We start from the raw sequence: 21,162 nt of genomic DNA on the forward strand, positions 1-21,162 counted from the left end.
AAAATAAAGAAAAGTATATGAGAAACAAGATTAGATATATAAGACTGATAGGGCTCATATTTGTCCTTATCGTTGGCTCTAGCCTGACTTTCGCACAGAATAAATCAAAGAGAAAGTCGGCGAAGAAGCCTTTGGTGGAAGTAGTTTCTATTGTTACCGACGAGAAAGGTAGCCCGTTGAAGAATGTTTCTATCATTTGTGGAGAAGGCGCAGTCGTTCTATATACAGATGCAAAGGGACGTTTTCAGACGAAGGTCGAGAATGACGCAACCGTCATGGTGGAGGCTTTGGGATATGAAGATAAAGTGTATAAGCTGACAGGCAGCAATATCGTTCCTGAAAAGATTGTCCTGAAGAAAGAGCCTCTGTTCCTGACCGAAGAATCGTTGGTGAATAGAGCCGATGGTGGCAAGACGTATAAAGGGAATGAAGTAGGCGCAACGAGCGTACTGGAGAACGGACAGTTTGGAACCTTCCCTGATTTGACGCTGACTAATATGCTGCAAGGTAAAATGTTAGGTCTGCAAGTTCGCTCCACAGTCAGCGGATTGGGTAATAATACGCCTGATTTATTTATCCGTGGCCAGCATGGCATGTCGGAGAATACAGCTATTGTTATCATCGATGGTGTGGAACGTCCGGCAGCGGATTTGATTCCTGAAGAAATCGAACGTATCGAGTTGCTGAAAGATGCCACTGCCAAGATTCTTTATGGGGCACGTGCTGCGAATGGCGTACTTTGGGTGACTACCCGCAGAGGAAAGGCCAACCGCCGCATTTATAACGCAACCGCCGAAGCAGGTGTGGTACAGATGACGCGTACTCCTGATTTCCTGAATTCTTATCAGTATGCTAATCTGTATAATGAAGCGCGTGCAAACGACGGACTGACTCCTTACTATAATCAGAAACAACTGGAAGGATATAAAAACTCCAAAGGAGTCAATGACCTATTGTATCCGAACGTCGATCTGTACGATCAGTTGTTGAACAAAAATGCCAATTATCGGAAAGTATCGTTCGATATGACGGGTGGTACCGACAGAGTGCGTTATGCCCTGATTGCCGGATATGTAGGAGGTAGCGGATTTGAAGACGTCACCTATACTCCGCAATTGCACCGCCTGACTCTTCGCGGAAACCTCGACTTCAATGTAACGGATTTCCTGACTATATCCGCAGACGTTGCCGGACGTATGGAAATGCGTAAATGGGGGCAATTGGACTGTGGTCAGGTATTTACGGCCCTGTCTACGCATCGTCCGAATGAATACCCGCTGACTATGTCACCGGAAGAAACCGGACTAGCCAGCTCGGACGGGATTCCCTTGTTTGGCGCAAGTCTGTTGCGTCCGATGAATGCATACGCGGAAACGATGTACGGAGGATATACGGATGAGCGTTATACACGCAGCCAGACCAATATCGGTTTGAAATTTGATCTTGATATGCTGACAAAAGGATTGAAAGCCGGTGCTTTCCTTTCTTTCGACAACTATGATTACCTGCAACTCTCTTTGAGCAAAGTCTATCCGACGTATGCCATCAAGACATATCGTGACTTTGCCGGTGAGGAACAAATTATGTACACCCAGATGAAGAAAACAGATGTAGCCACTTCACAAAGCCGGAAGTCGACTACCTTGCAGCAGACATTGGGTTGGAATGCCTTTGCCGCATACGAGAATACATTCAACCAAAAGCATGATGTATCGGCACGGCTGACTTACATGTACTCGAAAACAACGAATCAGGGAGTGACCCAAGACATCATCAATGCAAACTACGCATTGCGTCTGAACTATATGTATGACCACCGCTATGCTGTGGAAGCCGACATGGCATTGATGGGAAGCAACCGTTTCAAATCGGGAGATAAATACTTCTTCTCGGCAGCAGGCGGCCTAGCCTGGATTCTAAGCAATGAAGATTTCCTGAAAGACAATGAATACGTGAACTTCCTGAAACTGAAAACCAGCGCCGGTATATTGGGCTATGACAGAAGCACGGAACATTTATTGTATGAACGTGCCTGGTCGCAAGACGGCAGCTTCCGGTTCGGAACAACGAACAATGGCGCTACGGCTTACTATTCCACTTTTGTCCGTGCGGGCAATCCGAACCTGAAATGGGAAAAGGCAGCAGAATGGAACATTGGTGTGGAAGGCCTGTTCCTGAATAACCGCTTATATACCGAAATAAACTATTTCCGTGAGAAACATACGGACATCATTGGTTCTGTTGATGCCTCTTACGGGGATTATACTGGTAACTTTACCTACCAGGACAACATGGGCTCTGTCTTGAATCACGGTATAGAAGGAATGTTCACTTGGAGCGACCGTATCAACGACTGGGCTTATTCGGTAGGAGCCAATTTCGTATGGTCTAAGAATAAAGTATTGAAATGGAACCAGGTGAAGCATGGTGAAGAATACCGTTACACAGTGGGGCGTTCTACCGATGCTATGATGGGACTGGTTGCCGAAGGATTATTTGGCAAAGATGTAGCCATCAACGGACATGCCCCCCAGACGTTTGCCGATTATCAGGAAGGCGACATCGCCTACAAAGACCTGAACGGCGATAAGATCATTGACGGTCGTGACGTAAAGGAACTCGGAAACTCATTCCCACGTACTACATTGGGCATTGACTTCAATGTAAGTTACAAAGGCTGGGGATTGTATCTTCAGGGATATTCCGAACTGGGCGTTCACACTTGGGCAACGAATGCTTATTACTGGAATAATGGAGAAGGTAAATACTCCAAACTGGCATTAGACCGTTATCATCCGGCAAACAATCCGACCGGAAGTTATCCGCGCCTGACAACCACTGCCGGTGAGAACAATTTCCGCAATTCTTCTTTCTGGTTGAAGAATACAAGCTTCTTCCGTATGAAGAATGTTGAATTGAGCTACACGTTCAATCAGTTCTCCCCAAGTTCGGTCGTGAAGAAGATGAAGGTTTTCGCTCGTGGTGCAAATTTGTTTGTGCTTTCTTCCGTGAAAGATTTGGATCCTGAATTGCTGAATGCCGGTGTGACAAACTACCCGGTGACGCGTACTTTTACAGGCGGAGTCTCTTTTGTATTTTAATTTTGAACAATTAATAGATGGCAATATGAAACATATATTAGGAAGTTGCGTTTTAGCAGGTCTGTTTCTCTTTTGTGCTTGTGACGACACATTGGATACAAAGGTGACATGGCAGATCGGAGACTCTGATACCTGGAGAGTGCCGGAACTTGCTCAAGGCGTACTATATAAAGCTTATAATGGCATAGCCAACCGTCCGGATTGTTTTGAAGATAACTTTCTGGATTGTGCTACCGATAATGCAGTGACTAATCTGCGCAGCTCTTCTGTCTATAAATTAAATATGGGTGGGATGACAGCGTTTAACAACCCAATCGGAAACTGGAGTAATGCGTACAACATGCTGAACTATGTAAACTCTTTCCTCGAAAACGGCTTAACCGACCAAGTGCAGTACAACCGCACCGACCCGGAAGTGGACAAGCAAATCAAGCTGCGTCTGGAAGGTGAATCGTATTTCCTGCGTGCATGGTGGCATTTTGAGCTATTGAAGATGTACGGCGGAAAGGCGAAGAATGGAAAAGCGTTGGGTATTCCGTTGGCAGATCATTTTATTTCGCAGGATGAGGCCGCGCAGAACGGTGAATTTCTTCGTCCTACTTATCAGGCAACAGTCGATTTTATCGTCAACGATTTGAATAATGCCATCGAGTTATTGCCGAACGTGTATCAGGGAGATGACTTGGAGTTCGGTAATACACAAATCGGTCGTGCCACGAAAGCGGCGGCAGCTGTTCTGAAAAGTCGTGCGCTTTTATATAGCGCAAGCCCTGCCATGCAGGATGATGACGTGACGAAGATCACCGGCATGGGACAATTCGAAATACTGAACCCTACGGTTTACCAAGCAAAATGGGAAGCGGTAGCCAAAGAGATCAATAAGATTCTGGGCATGGAAGGTTTCGGAACTTATGTTCCTGTTACGGCTTCCTCCATTGCCGATGTTCAGACGGAAAGTTCCGATTATGCTTTCCGCAGATATTTTAATAATAACCTGTTGGAAGGCCTTCATTTCCCGCCGTTCTACTACGGAAGTGCCCGTGCCACTCCTTCTCATAATCTGGTAAAGGCTTTTTATGCGAAGAATGGTTATCCGGCAACCGATGTTCGTTCCGGTGTCGATCTGTCTGATCCTGATTTCGATCTGACGCAGCTTTATGCCGTACTGGATAATCGCTTTGCGCTGAATGTCTACTATCATAGTGCTACATTTGGCGATTCCGGTCAGCCGTTGGATATGTCCGAGGGTGGAAAAGATTCTCCTTCGTTTAGTGAGAATGCTACACGTACGGGTTATTATCTGGCTAAATTCGTTTCCAAGAAATCGGCTATGCTGAATCCGATTCAGACGTTAAACTCGGTTCATTACAATCCTTTGTTACGGAAATCGGAAGTTCTTCTTAACTTTGCCGAAGCTGCCAATGAGGCTTGGGGCAACCCGATGGTGAAAGCCGAAGGATGCCTGTATTCTGCATACGAAATATTGAAAACAATCCGTTCGCAAGCCGGGGGTATCAATTTTGATCTTTATCTGGATGAAATGGCTCAAAGTAAGGACTCGTTCAGAAAGTTGATTCAGAACGAACGTCGCTTGGAATTTACTTTCGAGAATCATCGTTATTTTGATATGCGTCGTTGGGTATTACCGTTGAACGAAGAGGTGGAGGGTGTTGCCGTTACCCGCAATGAAGATGGCACATTCAGCTTCAAAGTACAGAAAGTGGAACAACGGAAATATGAAGTGAAAAACTATTTCATGCCATTACCGTATGCAGAGCTGGAAAAGAATAAGAATCTAATGAATAATCAGGGTTGGGAATAACGTGCTGTTGATATAAATACTTATTTACAATGAAAAGACTAAATATATTATGGATAGGGCTGATAAGCGTTCTGATGACTGCTTGTTATGACGATTATGAAAAGGACTACGATGAGAGTTCTGTGTACTTTGCTTCGCAAAAACCTTTGCGGACACTGGTAGCCGATACAGATATGTCGATAAAGGTAGGAGTGGCTATTGGCGGTAAAAGAGAGGTGCATACCGATGATTGGGCTACATTCGAGATCGATCCGTCTTTATTGGATGGTACGGGCTTGACACTAATGCCGGAAAACTATTATCAGTTGGCTAATCCGAACAAGATGACGATCAGCAACCCGAACCTGGCAATCGCAGATGTGAAAGTGACTTTCTCCGATGCTTTCTATGAAGACAATGCTGCTTTGAACAAGCACTATGCAATCCCTTTCCGGTTGGTCGATCATAATCAGGATGAAATTAGTACTGATGTGAATGGTAATTTGAAGGATTACAGTATTGTAGTTGTCAAATTTGTCAGCCAGTATCATGGTACCTACTTTGTGAAAGGAAAAGTTACCAATTTGTCTACCCAGCAGGTTACTGAATACAGTAACAAGGATTTGAGTCAGAATATGACCCGCGACTTTGTTTCGTTAGGTAGAAACAAAGTACGCAGACCGGGTTTCGGAAACACATTGGAAAACAATGAGTCGGTGAATCTGACAGTCAATCCGGATGGAAGCGTCAATATTGAAGCCGGAGGAAGCGTCGCTATCACAGATGCATCCGCCACATTAGATCCTGCAGCCGAATCATTGGAATTTGTAGGGAAACAGCCTAAGTTTACCCTTTCTTATAAGTACACGAAAGGTGGCGTCACTTATCAGGTTGACGAGGAACTGATTCGTCGTCAGAATCCGGAAGCTGATTTACGCTTCCAGGAATGGTAGAATAGGTATGAGTTGATTATAGATTTCTATTGCTCGCCGGTAATTAGCTACATCAGTGAATGTTGCAGATTAATTACCGGCGATATCTTTTTCTGTTGGGCGTAGTTGATTTACAATATATACCTACTTGCCCTGTTGGCTATTAATAGCTAACTTCCTTTTGATATAGACCAAACTTCTTTTTGCCGGTTGGATAACTTCCTTTTTCTTCATTCCAAACTATAATTGCAAGCTTTGTTTTTATAAATGCAAGTTCCGTTTATAAAAACAAAGCTTGCAATTATATAAACGGAACTTGCGTTTATAGTTTGAAATAGGGCAAAGACAACTTTACTATGAAGGGAAGAGATCTTTGCAAAGGGAGCAAAAGAACTTTTCTATTAATAGTTGACACGTTGTCTAAGGGTAGGTTGAATTTCTGAAGCAGTTACTTTTGCTTTCTATTTCAACTGTTTGAGAAACTCTGTCGGAGTGATATTAAATTCTTTCTTGAAACACTTTGTAAAGTAGTTCGGATCTGATATACCGACGGCAAATGATGCTTCGGAGACATTCATACCATTCAGTAAATGAGTTTTAGCCTCTTTCATTTTGATCGTCCGTATGAATTGAGTGATGGAGCATCCGGTGAGTGATTTCAGCTTCATGTGCAACAGGCTGCGGCTGATGCGGAGATGGGCTGTGATTTCCGTTACTCCGAAGTCTTCCTTGGTGAGGTTCGCCATAATCAGTTCCATCAGTTCTTTCATGAATATTTCATCCCGCGGGTTGTTGGTTATTTGCTTGATGTTCAGTTCTTCTGCCTGTTTGAAGTGTTCAATACTCTGTTTCCGGCTCTTTTGGATATTCTGTACCAGCAGTTCCAGATTCTTGGCGTTGAAAGGTTTAGTGATATACGCATCGGCTCCCCGCAGATAACCTTCCGTATGGTCGTTCTCATCAGTCTTTGCAGTCAGGAGGATAATGGGGATATGGCTGGTCGTTACGTCCTGCTTGACACGTTCCGTGAATTCCAATCCGTCCATCACTGGCATCATTAAGTCCGATATAATGAGGTTAGGCAACTGTTTGGCTATCTTCTTGCAGGCTTCTGCACCGTTATACGCCCGTATAATATCATATTTCTCGCTGAATATACTGGCGAGGTAATCATTCATTTCTTTGTTGTCCTCCACAATCATAATAGATTCCCGGGCAGGATCTTTTTCTTTGTTGGTCAGTTTTTCGGGAATGAGTTCGATGGTTTCCTTGATTCGCTGGTTATATTTCTGTATTTCTTCGGTCGTGATGTTCTCGGACGAGCGTTCATCGGGACCATAAGCATCCTCCGATACATTCAGGGTAACGATAAAGTCCGAACCCTCATTGACTTCGCTTTCTACCCGGATTTCTCCTTTGTGCATGTGTATGAGCGAACGCGTAAGCGATAATCCCAGTCCGAATCCCTCGCGATGGTCGCGCTTCTCAACCTGGTAATAACTTTCAAATATTTGTTCTTGAGCTTCTTTAGGAATCCCCCTGCCATTGTCTTTGACGGAGATTTGCACAAATGTTTCTTTCTCTTCTTTTATTAGTTTGGCACTCAACTTGACGTATCCGCCGGGTTGGGTATATTTAAATGCGTTTGAGAGCAAGTTATAAAGAATCCGTTCCAGCTTGGAAGGCGAGAACCAGACTTCCTCTTCGGTGTCTTCCAGATTGACGATGAAGTCAATTTCCCGTTCTCCGGCTACGATGTCGAAGATGTGCGACAGTTCTTCCAGAAAGTGCATGATGTCTCCCTTCCGGACGCTGATACGCATCTGTTTCATCTCGATTTTACTGAACGTCAATAGTTCATTAATCAGATAATTCATCCGGTTGGCGTTTCGGTAGATGACTTCCAGTTTCTCTTTATCGTTGTTGCTGATTTGTGGCTGCTGGATCAATCGTTGCAGAGGCGATAGAATCAGGGTCAGCGGTGTTTTCAGGTCATGGGAGATGTAAGTGAAGAAATTGATCTTCTGTTGATTCATATTCTCTATGTTGACGCGCTGTTCATGCTCCGTTTTCAGTCGCATGAGCAAGATGATACGCGTTTTGGTATATCTGTATGCGGCGTAAATGATTAATAGGAAGAGTAGTGCATAAACTAAATATGCTCCCGGCGAGAGCCACCAGGGAGGAAGGACTCTGATGGCAAGGTCCTTTTGCCCCGTTTCGTCCCAGTGGATACCATCTTTGCTGGCTTTGATTTTTAAGATATATCTTCCTGAAGGCAGATTGGAGAAGCGTACCTGATGCTGGTTGCCTACGAACTGCCAGTCCTTGTCGATACCTTCCATTTTCATCGCATATTGAGTGTTGTCGGTATATTGATAATTCAGTCCGGAGTATTCGAGACGCAGGGATTGGGCTTGTTCGTGCGTCAGGGTGATCTCTGTCAGTTCGGAGATAGAGGAAGGGATGAATGCTTTCTCATTGTTGGGCGACATATATTCGCTGTTGCTCCAAATGGCAGTCAGTGCAATGTTGAAACGGGGATTGACGGAGCGTACCTGTTCCGGGTAGAAAGAAATCATACCGTTGATAGTTCCGAAATACAATTCTCCGTCAGGCTTCTTGCAGGCGGAGGAGTAGTTGAACTGGTTGATGGGCAATCCGTCGGCCGTGGTATATCGGTCAATGCTTCCTGTTTGGGAATTGATACAACAAAGCCCGTTTCCGGTACCTACCCAAACATTACTCATCTCATCTTCAATGATACCTTTGATGGCGTTGGATCCCAACTGTTCTTTACTGTAAAAGGCGATAATGCTACCGTTGCGGTCTGATACATAAAGCCCGTTGTTGTCTGTACCTATCCATATCCGTTGATGTGAATCGGGGTAGATATAGGTGATGTAGAGATCGGTATGCGGCAGGATAGGGAGCGAGGTTACTTTCAGTGTATGGGTATTGATCTGAAATATACTGCCTTTTCGGGTTCCTGCCCAGAGGATACTGTCATTAAACTGTACCAGGTTAAAGACACGGAGAGATGAAATTTTTTCCGGGCGGGAGTTCGCTTTCTTCTTGTCGATCAGGAATAAGCCGGAAGGGCCTCCGTACCAGATATGATCGTTCTTGTCTTCGATGATGCAGAAGCCGGAAGAAACCTCATCCGACAGTAGATTATAGTCCACCGTGCGGTTTAGATGCGGTATATAGTGAAGAGCTCCTTTCAGGAACAGTCCGAGCCACAAGCTGTTATCTTTGTCGAGCCATAAAGAATGTATGTTCTTGGCGTAGATTTGCATTTGCTTGTGAAGCCGTTCGGCACGGGTGATTTCTTTCTTATTGTTCAGATAGTTCAATCCGCCATCTTCGGTGGCGATGTACAGACCATTGTCCGGAGCATTGATAATCTGGCGGACAGCCTTTCCGCTCAAATGATTGAAACTGGCTCCGTATGGATATATCTGGAACTGGTCGGAACCGAATATATAATAATTGACTCCTCCGAAATAGGTTCCCACCCACATATTATGAGCCTTGTCCTGATAAAGGCTGTAAATGGGAGAATCGTTCAGCGCACTTAAATCCCGTTCTGATTGCTCGTAATGTGCAATCAGTTGATAGAGTTTGTTGAAGACAAAGATGCCATACTCCGTGCCTACCCATATATTCCCCGTATGGTCGGTTGCCGCACACCGGAAGTCTTTCACCTCAAGATCTTTCGAGAGATTACACAGGGTATTGCTCTGTATATGATAGACGAAAAAATCGTTGTTAGTATTAAATAAAAGCTGGTTGGACGAGATCAGGACGGCATTGTTGCATTGCTGTGTAAAAGGCTGGATGAGAGTCGGGAGGGAAACGAACTGTTTCTTTTCCAGACTGTATCGCATCAGTCCTTTGTTGGTGTCTATCCATAAGGTTTTGTCTCCGTCCTCCGCAAGGTATCTCACATGAGGTTTTTCTTCATCGAGAAGAAAAGGAACGAACAGACTGTCTTGTTCATTGTAGCGATAGAGTCCGTTGCTACAAGCGGCCAGAAGCACACCATCGCTGGTATTCAGGAAACAAACATCATCCTTAGTGTTCCCTTTAATCTGGTAACGACTGAAATCTTCTGTCTCGTAGTTATAGCTGCAGATGCCCTGATCGGTAGAGATCCATAGAATGTTACGGAGCGAATCGTTATATAAGCGCGTGATGAAATTGTGGCGGAGTGAGGTGCTGTCGGCTTCATTATGTGCGAACAGGTTGATATTATAACCGTCATATCGGCACAATCCGTTGCGTGTACCAAACCAGATGAACCCGTGGTTGTCCTGGGTGATTGCATTGATCGTATTATGCGGGAGTCCTTCAGCTATACTTAGCTGTTTGAAGCGTATATTATTATATTGAATCTGTCCCGTCGACAAGCTTGTATTTAAGAGCACGAGACTAAATAAGAGTACGAATTTAAGTAAGGTGGTTCTCATGGCTTTTCTGATTGATTTTCACGACCTAAAGATACGTCTTTTTTTGTTTTGAACAGTCGTAGAATTGTTCAAACGGGCAGCACTCATGTTCAGTTTGCCGCTTCGATACAGATTTTTATACATGATTGCAGGTATTAAGCATTATTTTTCTGTTTTTCTTGGATAGAAAAGACCACATTTGCAATGTGAAACTCTAAAAACACAATGCTATGAATCATCCGACATTAAAATCCCTTACGTTGGGTATCGGTCTGTTCTTCACATTACCTCTGGTATATGGGAATAGTTCCTCTCCGTCTTCTTCCGATGGAACGTTGTATATCAATAAATCGAAAACCCACAAAGTGGCTCCCGTAAAGTACGGTTTTCATTATGAGGAAATAGGAATGATGGGCGAGGGTGCCCTGCACGCCGAACTGATACGTAACCGTTCGTTTGAAGAAGCTACACCGCCTGCCGGATTATCAGTAAAGAACGGTCTTTATGAAAATGTTCCGGCTCCCCGCGTTAAAGAGAAAAAAGTGTTTCAGGCCGATCCGCTGATTGGATGGACGACTTATCCGTTATCATATACTCCTGTATTTATCAGTCGCACGGATGAAAATCCGATGAGCGAAGAAAATAAGTATTCGATGCTGGTTAATGTCACGGAAGATATTGCGAACCATTCGGATGCACTGATTCTCAACCGTGGATATTATGGAATGAACCTGAAGACAGATACGTCTTACCATCTTTCCTTGTTTCTGAAGAACAGGAATTATTCCGCTCCGTTACGTGTATTTCTAGTTGACGAATGGGGACAACGAGTGAGCAATGTGATCGAAGTGAATGTAGGGAATCGGGACTGGACAAAATATACCGGTGAACTGAAACCGGAAAAGAACGTCCGGCGTGGAATGTTTGCCATACAACCGATGTCGAAAGGACAATTTCAGATAGATGTCGTTTCCCTGCTCCCGTCCGATACCTGGAACGATGGGAAATCCGTATTCCGTAAAGACATTGTTCAGAACCTGAAAGAGTTTTCTCCCAGCTTTATCCGTTTTCCGGGCGGGTGCATCGTGCACGGAGTCAATGAAGAAACGATGTATCACTGGAAAAAGACGCTCGGACCGATTGAAAATCGTCCGGGACAGTGGAGCAAATGGGCGCCTTATTACCGTACCGACGGAATCGGTTATCATGAGTTTTATGAATTGTGCGAATATGTGGGAGCCGATGCGATGTATGTGATGCCTACGGGTATGATTTGCAGCGGTTGGGTGAAGCAAAGTCCACAGTGGAATTTCAGACACATTGATGTCGATCTGGACGCTTATATCCAGGATGCGTTGGATGCCATCGAGTATGCTATTGGTGATACAACTACGAAATGGGGAGCCGAACGGGCAAAGAACGGTCATCCTGCTCCTTTCCCGCTAAAATATATCGAGATTGGAAATGAAGATTTCGGACCTGTGTATTGGGAACGTTATGAAAAAATCTATCAGGCGTTGTCCGCCAAATACCCCGACTTGGTTTATATAGCCAATAGTGTCATCCGTGTAGTCGGAAGAGAGAATGACGACAAACGGAAAGATATTCCCAATTTTGTCAACCCGAAGAATGTAAAAGTGTTCGATGAGCATTATTATAACTCAATCGAATGGGCTTGCGAACAGCATTATCGTTTTGATAACTACAAACGGGGTGTTGCCGATCTATTTATCGGCGAATTGGGTATTAGCGGAAAATATCCTTATAACCTGCTGGCTACCGGAGCCATTCGTATGTCAATAGAACGCAACGGCGATCTGAATCCTTTGTTTGCCGAACGTCCGGTGATGAGGCATTGGGACTTTCTGGAACACCGTATCTTCCTGCCGATGTTGATTAATGGAGTAGACAGTAGCGTAAAGACTTCCTTCTTCTATCTGGCAAAGATGTTCAGGGATAACACGTTTGACGTGTGTCTGGATGCAGCGATCAAGGATATAGAAGGTTTGCAGAACATCTTTGTTACGATGGGATATGATACGGCCAGCAAACAATATATCCTGAAACTGATAAACCTGCAGGATAAAAAAGTCACTCTACAACCGGAAGTTTCCGGCTTCAAACGTCCCGTCAAGGCACATAAAACAAGCCTGGTACTGGTTCCGGGAAAAGAGAACACACCGTTTGCTCCGAATGAAGTCCAACCGGTAGAGACGGAAGTCGGGCTGGACCTGAATCAGCCGTTCGAATTGGAAGCCGCTTCCATGGTTGTATACCGTTTTAAATTGAAATGATAAATGGGAATTTAGCGGTTAAATGAGAATTTATCGGTTAGGCTGAAAGCCTTACAATTATATATTTATTGGGGTGCCCTGAAAGGGCTTAATTATATAGCGTAGGGCAACGCCCTACGAAAAAGACACACCAGCCACAAGCCCTGCAAGGGCGGAACTGTATACAATTATGCCCTTTCAGGGCGCAAATTCAGATTGCCGTTTTTACGTAGAGCGTTGCCCTACGCTATATAATTAAGCCCTTTCAGGGCACCCCGTAAAATTATCATTTACTATTCCGAGATATAAGTCAAGACAGTTTTTTAATCGTCAAATAGCAAATTAATAAAATGAAAGCAATCTTTTGTATCACAGGGCTTGCCATACAAGGTTTGACAATATCAGCCCAGGCACAAACCGGCAAACCGAATATTGTGGTTATTATGACCGATCAGCAGCGTGCCGATTTGTGCGGCAGGGAAGGTTTTCCGCTGGAAGTGACTCCCTTTGTCGACCGGTTGGCGCAAGAGAATGTATGGTTCAATAAGGCATACACTGTGATGCCGGCCAGCTCTCCGGCACGTTGTTCCATGTTCACCGGGCGTTTTCCTTCCGCCACTCACGTACGCACGAATCACAATATCGCCGATATTTCCTATAAACAGGACTTAGTAGGCGTATTGAAAGAAAACGGATATAAAACAGCATTGGTCGGCAAGAACCACGCTTACCTAAAACCTGCCGACCTTGATTTCTGGTCTGAATACGGACACTGGGGAAAGCACAAAAAGACGACTCCCGCAGAGAAAGAGACTGCCCGTTTCCTGAATCAGCAAGCCAGGGGGCAATGGTTGGAGCCATCTCCCATCTCGCTGGAAGAACAGCATCCCACCAAAATCGTGAACGAAGCACTGGCATGGATTAAGCAGCAGAAAGAAAATCCTTTCTTCGTATGGGTTTCTTTTCCGGAACCTCACAACCCTTATCAGGTATGTGAACCCTATTATTCCATGTTCTCCCCCGATAAGCTTCCCGTCTTAAAGACCTCCCGCAAAGATTTGGCAAAGAAAGGAGAGAAATACCGTATTCTGGCACAACTGGAAGACGCGTCCTGCCCGAACCTGGAACAAGACATGCCTCGAATCCGTGCCAACTATATCGGAATGATCCGGTTGATAGACGATCAGATCAAGAGACTGATCGAATCATTGAAAGCCAGCGGACAATATGAAAACACCATCTTTGTCGTACTCTCCGACCATGGTGACTATTGGGGGGAATACGGATTGATCCGTAAAGGAGCCGGACTTTCCGAAAGCCTCGCACGTATTCCGATGGTATGGGCAGGATACCACATCAAGAACCAGTCTGCCCCTATGGATAGCCACGTATCGATAGCCGATCTTTTCCCCACCTTCTGCTCTGCCATCGGTGCCGAAATACCGACAGGAGTTCAGGGCCGTAGCTTGTGGCCGATGCTGACCGGAAAGGCTTACCCAAAAGATGAATTTTCCAGCATGGTCGTACAACAAGGCTTCGGAGGAGCCGATGTCGGACTGGATGCCTCCTTGACTTTTGAACAGGAAGGAGCATTGACTCCCGGCAAAATAGCCCACTTCGACGAACTGAACACCTGGACGCAAAGCGGTACCTCACGCATGATAAGAAAGGATGACTGGAAACTGGTCATGAATCATTATGGTAACGGAGAACTTTATAATTTAAAGAAAGATCTTTCGGAAATTCATAATCTGTTTGGCGAGAAGAAATACAGCGAAATTCAAACAGAACTTCTGACCCGTTTACTGGCATGGGAGTTGCGTTTGCAGGACCCGCTGCCTCTCCCGCAAAGACGTTACCATTTTAAACAGAATCCATTTAATTATCTCCACCCGGAACACTAAAGAATAAGAAGATTGTACATACCTACGGATATTAAAAACATGATTCCATGAAGTCTGCCCCGCAACGGCCTATTTTTGTATCCGTAAACATAAAACAGAAATATATGAAATTGATTTTGCGATTAGGATTGATCTTGTTTACAGGATTTATTTCCATCTCTACAGCATCAGCACAGTTATATGGAACGGCAGATACAAACGCTCCGGAACTACGTGTTCCGACATCTGTAAAGCCAGCATTTGATTATTGGATGAGGGACACTTGGGCTACGCTGGGTCCCGACGGTTATTATTATATCACAGGAACCACCTCTACCCCCGATCGTTACTTTCCGGGACAGAGACATTGCTGGGACTGGAACGACGGTTTGTACCTGTGGCGTTCCAAAGATATGAAGTCCTGGGAAGTCAGAGGACAAATATGGTCGATGGAAAAAGACGGCACTTGGCAAAAGAAGCCGAAAGTATATAAAGCGGGAGAGAAATATCAGAAGAAATCTATCAACGGTGATCCGATGGACAACCGCTTTCATGCAGTGTGGGCTCCGGAAATGCATTATATCAAAAGCGCGAAGAACTGGTTTATCGTTGCCTGCATGAATGAGTCGGCAGGCGGGAGAGGTTCTTTCATTTTGCGGAGCAAGACCGGAAAACCGGAAGGACCGTACGAGAATATCGAAGGTAATAAAGACAAAGCCATCTTCCCGAACATCGACGGAAGCTTGTTCGAAGATACGGACGGCACTGTCTACTTTGTCGGGCACAACCATTATATCGCCCGTATGAAACCGGATATGAGCGGATTTGCCGAGGAACTGAAAACATTGAAAGAGAAAAAATATAATCCGGAACCGTATATTGAAGGAGCGTTTATCTTCAAATATGATAACAAATATCACCTCGTACAGGCTATATGGTCGCACCGTACGTCGGAGGGAGATACCTATATCGAGAAAAAGGGAGTAACCTCACCGAAGACACGTTATAGTTACGACTGCATCATCTCGACAGCCGATAATGTGTATGGTCCCTATAGCAAACGCTACAATGCCATCACGGGAGGAGGACACAACAACCTTTTCCAGGATAAGGATGGAAACTGGTGGGCTACCATGTTCTTCAATCCGCGTGGGGCACAGGCGGCAGAGTATAAAGTGACGTGCCGTCCCGGATTAATTCCGATGATCTATGAGAATGGTAAATTCAAACCCAACTTTAATTATAATACCAAATGAAAACTTCTTTATTGATAGCAGGCAGCCTGGCTCTGGTCCCGATGACGTATGCGCAGGACAAGCCGAATATTATTATCATACTGGCAGACGATTTGGGCTTCTCCGATCTCGGCTGTTTCGGTGGTGAGATTCATACACCGGTACTGGATAAACTGGCAAAGAATGGCGTCCGTATGACGCAGATGTACAACAGTGCCCGTAGTTGCCCGTCGCGTGCCAACCTGTTGACGGGACTTTATCCGCATCAGACGGGATTGGGACACATGGACGGCAGTCATCCTGCCTGGCCGAAAGGATATTCCGGTTTCCGTTCCAATTCGGACAACGTCACGATTGCAGAAGTCCTGAAAGATGCCGGATATTTTACGGCTATGTCAGGAAAGTGGCATTTGGGGAATAAGTCGAATCCTATTCTTCGTGGTTTCCAGGAGTATTACGGTTTGTTGGGCGGATTCAACTCTTTCTGGAATCCGGCAGTATATACCCGTTTGCCGAAAGACCGTACGCCCAGACACTATGAGGAAGGAACTTTCTACGCTACCAATGTGATAACGGATTATGCGATTGACTTTATCGACCAGGCACATCAGGAGAAGAAACCGTTGTTCCTGTATCTGGCCTATAACGCTCCCCATTTCCCTTTGCACGCGCCGAAAGAAGTGACCGATAAATATATGTCTCTCTATATGCAGGGATGGGACAAGATTCGTGACGCCCGCTGGAAACGGATTGTTGACCTGAAACTCATGCAAGGCAAACCGGCACTTAGTCCACGTGGTGTAGTTCCCGAAAGTCTGTTTGAAGATGAAACGCATCCGCTACCGGCATGGGACTCATTGACGAAAGATCAGCAGACCGATCTTGCACGCCGTATGTCTATTTTTGCCGCTATGGTAGATGTGATGGACGCGAACATCGGCCGGGTAGTAGATGAATTGAAGAAGAACGGTGAGTTGGACAATACGTTTATCATGTTTATGTCCGATAACGGAGCTTGTGCCGAATGGCACGAATTCGGTTTCGACAAACAGACCGGAGTCGAATACCATACCCATACCGGAGAAGAACTCGACCAAATGGGTTTGCCCGGAACCTATCATCATTACGGTACAGGCTGGGCAAATGTCTGCTGCACGCCGTTCACGCTGTATAAACATTATGCACACGAAGGAGGTATTTCCACACCATGTATCATTTCCTGGGGTAATCATGTGAAGAACAAAGGCGGACTGAATCATCAGCCTGCACAATTCTCCGATATCATGTCTACCTGTGTGGAACTGGCAGGAGCCACTTATCCGAAAGAATATCAGGGAAGAGCGATTCTGCCTACGGCAGGTCAGTCTATCCTTCCGATTGTGAAAGGAAAGAAGATGCCCGAAAGATACATCTATGCGGAACATGAAGGCAACCGCATGGTGCGTAAAGGTGACTGGAAGCTGGTTTCCGCCAACTTCAAAGGAGATGAATGGGAATTGTACAACATCAAGGAAGACCGTACCGAACAGCATAACCTGATCGGCAAATATCCTGAAATGGCAAAAGAATTGGAAACAGCCTATTTCGAATGGGCGGACAAGAGTGATGTACTGTATTTCCAGAAAATATGGAATACCTACAATAAAAATCGACGGAAAGATTTTAAAGAATATAAAACCCGCTAATGCTTATGGATAAGAGAATCTTACTAACTCTGGCTTTAGGAGCCATGTCGCAGGTGTTTACCCATGCATGGGAGCCTAAAGGAGATAAAATAAAAACAGTATGGGCTGAACAGGTGACGCCGGAAAATGTGTGGCAAAGTTATCCCAGACCACAGTTGCAACGGGCAGAATGGATCAATCTGAATGGATTGTGGAAGTATGCCGTAACGGATCAGAACACGTCCCGGAAGAATGTTTCCTTTGAAGGGGAAATCCTGGTCCCGTTTGCGATTGAATCATCTCTGTCCGGAGTGCAGAAAACATTTCTTCCTACGGATAAACTATGGTATCAACGTGAGTTCACCTTAGATCCTTCCTGGAAGAACAAATCTACTATCCTGCATTTCGGAGCAGTGGATTATGAATGTCAAGTATGGGTGAATAACCGGTTGGTCGGTACGCATAAAGGAGGAAACAACCCGTTCTCGTTCGATATTACTAAATACCTGAAGAAGAGTGGCTCTCAAAGCATTGAAGTAGCTGTCACCGACCCGACGGACACGGAATCTATCTCCCGAGGGAAACAGCAACTTAACCAGGAAGGTATCTGGTACACACCTGTATCGGGTATTTGGCAAACTGTGTGGCTGGAAGCGGTGAATAAAACCTATATTCGTCAGGTACTTCCTTCCACTGATATTGAGAGAAAATCCGTGAAGCTGGCTTTCGATATAATCGGAGCCAAAGGCAATGAAGAAGTGAAAATAGAAGTGTTGGATGATGGCAAAGTAATCAAGACGGTGGAACAAAAGTTGAGTAATGCGATGGAGATAGACGTTCCGAACGCTGTCTTATGGTCTCCCGAATCTCCGAAACTGTATCATTTGAATATTGTCTTATCCAATGGAGGACGTGTTTTAGACCGGGTAAAGAGTTACTTTGCCTTGAGAAAAGTAGATGTCCGTAAAGATGAGTGCGGATATAACCGTATTTGCCTGAATAACCAACCCATCTTCCAATACGGTCCGCTGGATCAAGGCTGGTGGCCCGACGGATTGTTGACTCCTCCTTCCGAGGAAGCGATGTTGTGGGACATGGTGCAGTTGAAGAAGATGGGATTCAATATGATCCGTAAACATATCAAAGTAGAACCGGAGCAATATTATTATTACGCTGATTCCTTGGGATTGATGATGTGGCAAGACATGGTTTCCGGTTTTGCTACGTCAAGGAAGAAGGAGGAACACGTCAATCCGTTGGCTACTACTGATTGGAACGCTCCCGAAGAACACACCCGCCAATGGCAAAAAGAAATGTTCGAGATGATCGACCGTCTCCGTTTCTATCCCTGTATCACTACCTGGGTGGTTTTCAATGAAGGATGGGGACAGCACAACACGGTGGAAATCGTAAATAAAGTGATAAAATACGACGATACACGCCTGATAAACGGAGTGACCGGCTGGACGGACAGAGGCGTAGGCGATATGTACGACGTACATAATTATCCTGTCACTTCCATGATTCTGCCGGAGAACAACGGCAACCGCATTTCCGTACTGGGAGAATTCGGCGGCTATGGCTGGGCGATCAAGGAACATATCTGGAATCCGAATATGAGAAACTGGGGGTACAAGAATATCGACGGAGCAATGGCATTGATTGATAGCTACGGCCGTCTGGTATATGATTTGGAAACGCTGATTGCCCAAGGGTTGAGTGCGGCTGTTTATACACAAACCACAGATGTGGAGGGAGAAGTAAACGGCCTGATTACTTACGACCGGAAAGTAACTAAAATACCGGAAGGCTTGTTACACCTGATGCACAACCGTTTGTATGAAATCACCCCTGCGAAAGCTGTTACTTTGATTGCAGACAGTCAGAACGGAAGCAAGAATACCCGCCTTGTCAGTATGAACGGTCAGGAGCTGAAAATGACTTCTTTGCCTTTCGACTGTCCCCCTCGTTCTACGGTAGTATCAGAAGCTACTTTTAAGGTGGATAAGGATTTCAATCATCTGTCTTTATGGCTGAATGTTGCCGGAGAAGCCAAAGTTTGGCTGAATGGAGTGGAAGTCTTTGCGCAGGAGGCAAAGCAGACCAGGCAATATAATCAATATAATATCAGCGATTACAGCCGTTACTTGCGAAAAGGAAGTAATTTGTTGAAAATTGAAGTGAAAGATAGCAAGAAGATGAGATTCGATTATGGGTTGAGGGCTTATTAACAGAATTGTTTTTCTTTTGTCTGTTTCTATTGTAAGGTATGTACCTTTTATTATTTATTACCTTATTTCCAATATATTCCAAATAAATCATTTATCTTTGTCACACGCTTTCTGCCCATCAGCGTGATGGAACTGGTGGAAAGTGGTTTTATCTCTTATTGGAGTAAAAGCGTATTATCTCTCGCTCATGAAAATTAGCAACTTTCGACCAAAGAGAGATGATTCAGCAGATACTCCACGCGAACGGTGTATATCAACATATCCGTCAGGAATGTGTTATATATAAACGATTGGCGTGGGTGTCTGTTGTTATCATTATCCTTTGGAAAGGTCTTGCTAAGCCTCATGAGCGGATAATGGTGCAACAGCATCTGCGCCTTTCTTGTATCCGGTCGGTTTATTCATAATACCCCAATATAACCTAACCAATCCCCGCCCACCGGACTGCAGGAAGCGTAGATGCCCGTTGCACTAATATAATAAAAAGAGTATCCCTCTTTCATTGTATCACACATAAAAAAACGAACATTATGTCAGAATGGATTAGCGTAGAAGAAGCGGCTAAGAAATACAATCTTAAAAAAGAATATATCCAACTTTGGGTGGATATGCGGGTAATCATGTCATATTTCAAGGATTACAAAACGGTTGTAAACGATGAAAGTCTCCGTGGATTCCTGAAAACCAGGGAGAAAGGCATTGATCCGGAATATGTGAAAGCATTGGAACAATTCTGTATCAGTAAATCCGAGACGTGCTTGATATATGCTTTCCTCTTAGGGGCACGCGACAAAGAGCTTGAAATGTATAGGGAAGCCAAATCACAGCGAGATGCGTTACGGGGCATGTGGATGGAACAAAACGAACGGGTACGGGATTTAGAAATAGAACTTGAATTAGGACGGGGCGGTTGTTATAAATGCCTGTTAAAAAAACTGTGTATAAGAATCAAAAGAATAAAACTGAATTGGTCCACAAGGATGCATCAATGAACAATCGTCTTATTTTGTTGAGCTAATACTTAGCAATTTGTACTCTTTTTATTGTCAATCTGTCAGAATAATATTTAAGTAATTGACTATCAATTTTATACTGTATGACAATAGATGCTGATAATAAGCTGACAATAAAATATATGCACTTTTATTGTCAGCCTTGATTTCTTGTCAAGCGTCTTATTTTAAGATTAATCAAGTGGGACTTTATGGGGAGAGTAGCCGGTATATTTACGTTGGGATGGCGGCATCGTTACGTTGGGATACCGGTATAATTCCACTAAAGCACCGGTATCTTTAGTTCGTCACGGCCGTGACAAGATCTTCCCACGGCCGTGGTAGGAACTCGTCACGGCTGTGGGAAGAAGTCACCACGGCTGTGGGAAGTTAACAATATCGGCACGTTAATGGAATGATGGTTATGGGATAATAGAAGTATAACGGGTGTATAACGGTTGTTTAATGAGGATTTGTCACGAAAGGAGCTGGTAAGCTGACTATGAGAAATAGCCTAAAACGTTATGAGAATAAGCCGGAATTTACGCTAAAATAGGGAGTATCTTATGAGAAACACTTTTTAATACGGTATTTCTCAT

At 44.6% G+C, this 21,162-nt stretch carries 10 protein-coding genes; 9 read left to right on the forward strand and 1 reads right to left on the reverse strand.

The features are described from left to right. The first annotated feature begins 17 nt into the window (after positions 1 to 17). Genes KTR06_RS05000 through KTR06_RS05010 form a run of 3 tightly spaced genes read left to right on the forward strand, consistent with a single transcriptional unit; the run spans position 18 to position 5,855 of the window. Positions 18 to 3,101 carry a SusC/RagA family TonB-linked outer membrane protein gene (locus tag KTR06_RS05000; protein ID WP_004298636.1) on the forward strand — a complete coding sequence of 1,028 codons (3,084 nt, stop codon included), beginning with the start codon at positions 18 to 20 and terminating at the stop codon, positions 3,099 to 3,101. Positions 3,102 to 3,126: 25 nt separating this feature from the next. Next, the gene (locus KTR06_RS05005) at positions 3,127 to 4,923 is read left to right on the forward strand and encodes a RagB/SusD family nutrient uptake outer membrane protein (RefSeq protein ID WP_134985136.1); all 1,797 of its coding nucleotides are present in this window, start codon (positions 3,127 to 3,129) and stop codon (positions 4,921 to 4,923) included. A gap of 29 nt (positions 4,924 to 4,952) precedes the next feature. Continuing rightward, positions 4,953 to 5,855: a BT_3987 domain-containing protein gene (locus tag KTR06_RS05010; RefSeq protein ID WP_004307748.1), complete on the forward strand. Its 903-nt coding sequence runs from the start codon at positions 4,953 to 4,955 to the stop codon at positions 5,853 to 5,855. 440 nt (positions 5,856 to 6,295) lie between these two features. On the opposite strand, the gene KTR06_RS05015 is transcribed toward KTR06_RS05010, so the two are convergent. Further along, positions 6,296 to 10,306, reverse strand: a complete 4,011-nt coding sequence (locus tag KTR06_RS05015) for a two-component regulator propeller domain-containing protein (RefSeq protein WP_217290020.1) — start codon at positions 10,304 to 10,306, stop codon at positions 6,296 to 6,298. 209 nt (positions 10,307 to 10,515) lie between these two features. Here KTR06_RS05015 and KTR06_RS05020 point away from each other — a divergent pair, with 209 nt between their 5' ends. The 6 genes from KTR06_RS05020 to KTR06_RS05045 all read left to right on the forward strand — a co-directional run bounded on the left by KTR06_RS05020 (position 10,516) and on the right by KTR06_RS05045 (position 20,563). Further along, a complete protein-coding gene (locus KTR06_RS05020) occupies positions 10,516 to 12,579 on the forward strand; it encodes an alpha-L-arabinofuranosidase C-terminal domain-containing protein (protein ID WP_217290021.1) in 2,064 nt (687 codons plus the stop codon). Between the two features lie 329 nt (positions 12,580 to 12,908). Then, a complete protein-coding gene (locus KTR06_RS05025; protein WP_217290022.1) occupies positions 12,909 to 14,462 on the forward strand; it encodes a sulfatase in 1,554 nt (517 codons plus the stop codon). A gap of 47 nt (positions 14,463 to 14,509) precedes the next feature. Further along, positions 14,510 to 15,697, forward strand: a complete 1,188-nt coding sequence (locus KTR06_RS05030; RefSeq protein ID WP_217290023.1) for a family 43 glycosylhydrolase — start codon at positions 14,510 to 14,512, stop codon at positions 15,695 to 15,697. Continuing rightward, positions 15,694 to 17,361 carry an arylsulfatase gene (locus KTR06_RS05035; protein ID WP_217290024.1) on the forward strand — a complete coding sequence of 556 codons (1,668 nt, stop codon included), beginning with the start codon at positions 15,694 to 15,696 and terminating at the stop codon, positions 17,359 to 17,361. Before KTR06_RS05030 ends, KTR06_RS05035 begins: the two co-directional genes overlap by 4 nt. A 5-nt stretch (positions 17,362 to 17,366) precedes the next feature. Further along, entirely contained in the window at positions 17,367 to 19,571 is a 2,205-nt protein-coding gene (locus KTR06_RS05040; RefSeq protein WP_217290025.1) for a glycoside hydrolase family 2 protein, read from the forward strand. Positions 19,572 to 20,101: 530 nt separating this feature from the next. Then, positions 20,102 to 20,563: a hypothetical protein gene (locus KTR06_RS05045; RefSeq protein WP_120070874.1), complete on the forward strand. Its 462-nt coding sequence runs from the start codon at positions 20,102 to 20,104 to the stop codon at positions 20,561 to 20,563. Positions 20,564 to 21,162 lie beyond the last annotated feature (599 nt).

Source organism: Bacteroides sp. MSK.20.12, assembly GCF_019052435.1.
In the GTDB taxonomy this organism is placed as follows: domain Bacteria; phylum Bacteroidota; class Bacteroidia; order Bacteroidales; family Bacteroidaceae; genus Bacteroides; species Bacteroides xylanisolvens.